A 2,761-nucleotide genomic window follows, 5' to 3' on the forward strand; every position below is an offset into this window, starting at 1 on the left:
AACTCCTCGATGAGCACCTCGTGACCGGCCTCGCCGAAACGCGACTCGAGAAGCGCCGCGTCGACGGCCGCCTTCGCCTCCTCGCAGTTCCCGGCCACGGCGACGCCCTTCCCCGCGGCCAGGCCGTCGGCCTTGATGACGACCGGGTATCCCAGATCGTCGGCGCGCGACATCGCCTCGTCGGGCGACGACGTCAGCCAAGCGGCGCCCGTCGGCACGCCGGCCGCGAGCATGAGCTCCTTCGCGAACCACTTGCTTCCCTCGATGCGCGCCCCGGCCGCCTTCGGACCGAAGACGGCAAGCCCCTCGGCGGTGAGACGGTCGGCAAGGCCCATGGTCAGTGGAAGCTCCGGACCGACGACGGTCAGATCGACGCCCTCCTCTGAAGCGAGCTTGACGAGTCCGTCGATGTCGTTCGCCGCGACCGGGACATTGCGCGCGATGCCGGCGGTTCCGGCATTCCCGGGCGCCACGAGCAGCTCATCAACAGAGTCGCTCTGGGCCAGCTTCCACGCCAGCGCGTGTTCACGGCCTCCGCCGCCTACCACGAGTGCCTTCATCGGTCCTCCCATGCTCAGGGGCCGCCCCCGTTCACCGAAGGCGGCCCCTCACGACTCGATTCTCTTCCGAAGCGGCGCCGACCTCTCGTGCCGGCCCCGACCGTCTAGTTTCCGGAACCGCCGCCGACCGGGTCGGTCGGTGGTGAACGGTAGAGCGACTTGATCGATCCCCAGCTCACGTCCTCCACGAGGGTCGTGTAACCGTCGACGCTCAACCAGTACTCGCTTCCGCAGTCGACCGGATACCAGGAGGCGGGCGCAACGAACAGCCAGTAGGTTCCCGGGTCGAGCGCGTACTGCGAGCACCCTGAACCGCATCCCTGGATGACATCGGAATCGATGAAGGTGTACATCCCGTCGCAGTCCCCGCTGATGACGCCATAGAGCGCCTCGAACGACGGCTCGACGCAGAACTCGATCTCCCTCGGCTCGTCGAGCACGATCTCGTACCAGTCGGTGTCCCGGTAGCAGACGTCCTGGTACGGGTGGACGCCCGACTCGCCGCACACGTGGATCGTGTCGTCCAGCGGGTCGAGGTGATGAAACACGTACGGATCGCTGTTGCAGCCGCCGTTCGTGTGGTCGTCGTAGTCCGGCTCGCAGGGCGGCTCCTCCTCGAGGATGCCCCCATCGGGACACGGGAGGTCGCAGGAGCTCTGGTAGTACCCGTTCACCGTCATGATGTAGTCGGAGTCGCACGGGACGCCGCTGAAGACCGATGACCCGACCCAGAGCCAGTACTCCCCAGGACCGATGAGGATGTCGATGCAGGCCTCCTCACAGGAGTCGGCCGTTGCCGTCTCGAGTATGACCGGACTGCCGCATCCTGCGGAACCGTCGACGACGTGGATCATCAGGGGGAACTCGGCGATGCAGCAGAACGAGATGTTCCTGGGCTCGCTGAGGATGATGGAGTACCAGTCCGTGTCGCGGTCGCGGCTGGGCCGTCCGCCGTTGCGCGGTCCGGGCTCGTACGTACCGCTGGTGCCGCAGACGACGATCTCACCGAAGTACGGGAACAGCGTGTCGAAGACGGCCGGCGTCGAGTTGCACCCGCCGTTCCAGTTGTCGACGTAGCCGTCGTAGCAGTTCTCCTCGTTCTCGGCGAACGCACAGGGCGAGCACACGAGCTCGCAGTCGCGCGACCCGATGCCGGCGGGACGCGGCTCCCATCCGGGAGGCGCGGAGCAGCCGGTCAGCGACTGTCTCTGTCGCATCAGAGCCTCTCCGTCGAGGCACTCGTACGGCAGGACCTTCTTGCCCAGTACGGGCGGACGTCCGGCATATGGCAGGAGTTCGTCGAGCGTTCCGGAGACGGCCGTCGGGGCGTCTGCCCGCCTGACGGTCGCAGGCCCGGCGGCGGCCGTGCCGACCACCAGGAAGAGCAGTGTGAGAACCGTGATCGCAACGCGAGGCATTGTGGCCTCCTTCCGACACCGGGCGGAGGGATCGACCCGGCCGTCTGCTAGGGGGCCCGCGGGGCGCGGGCGAGAAACGTCGCGACAGAAGTAGCACGACTGGTCCAACTCGGCAAGCGAAAAGCGGAGGGGGCGGCCTGCCGCGCGAAGGACAGGATGCCGGAACCCGAACGGGGTCCGGCCGATCCGGGGGAGCGCCCGGCCGACCCGGAAAGCGCCCGGCCGACCCGGAAAGCGCCCGGCCGACCCGCGGCGGGACCGAACGTGCGAAGGCCGCCCCCTCGATGGGGGCGGCCTCCGGCCGGTCGCGCGGGGGAGCGCGCGCCGGTCACTCGTGTCCTCTGCAAGCGTCAGCCGTGCCTGTAGGTCGTGTCCGTTCTCGTCGCTACTCGGTCAGAAGCCCGTCGCCGAGCAGCCGTTCCTTTCCGCCCTGGGGGCGGGATGTCGTCAACATCACCTGCGGGTCCTCGCCGAGCGGCCCGAAGCTGTCCGGGGCGAGGGTGTCCGGCGCGAAGGCAGCCGTCTCACCCGCTCCGTCCGGGATGGCGCCCGTCTGAACGAGGAGCTTGCTCCTCGGCGAGATGACGGGACCGGCCGAGACGGCAACGCGGTCGCGACCGGAGTGCCCCACGTCCTGCTCCGGTGCACCTGTTCCGGGGCTGAAGCCGACCCAGAGGCCGACCACGAAACAGGCCGCCGCGACGGGCGCCGTCGCGAGCCCGGGCACCCAGCGCCGGCGCGGCGTCGCCGCGACGCCGGAGTTCCGCATGCGCTCCCTGAGAC

3 protein-coding genes are annotated in these 2,761 nt (G+C 69.0%); all 3 read right to left on the bottom strand.

The annotated features are described in order from the left end of the window. On the bottom strand, positions 1–572 hold a 572-nt coding region (locus GF405_02430; GenBank protein ID MBD3367016.1), incomplete at its 3' end, for a phosphoribosylamine--glycine ligase. 92 nt (positions 573–664) lie between these two features. Next, positions 665–1,978 (bottom strand): hypothetical protein, encoded by a 1,314-nt coding sequence (locus GF405_02435; protein MBD3367017.1) that lies wholly within the window; start codon positions 1,976–1,978, stop codon positions 665–667. A gap of 385 nt (positions 1,979–2,363) precedes the next feature. Then, positions 2,364–2,747: a hypothetical protein gene (locus GF405_02440; GenBank protein MBD3367018.1), complete on the bottom strand. Its 384-nt coding sequence runs from the start codon at positions 2,745–2,747 to the stop codon at positions 2,364–2,366. Positions 2,748–2,761 lie beyond the last annotated feature (14 nt).

Origin of the sequence: Candidatus Effluviviaceae Genus V sp. (assembly GCA_014728125.1) — a bacterium.
GTDB lineage: Bacteria > Joyebacterota > Joyebacteria > Joyebacterales > Joyebacteraceae > WJMD01.

Bases quoted from the DNA above. Each gene is read 5' to 3' on its own strand.
- GF405_02435 (MBD3367017.1), bottom strand. From the start codon at position 1,978: ATGCCTCGCGTTGCGATCACGGTTCTCACACTGCTCTTCCTGGTGGTC.
- GF405_02440 (MBD3367018.1), bottom strand. From the start codon at position 2,747: ATGCGGAACTCCGGCGTCGCGGCGACGCCGCGCCGGCGCTGGGTGCCC.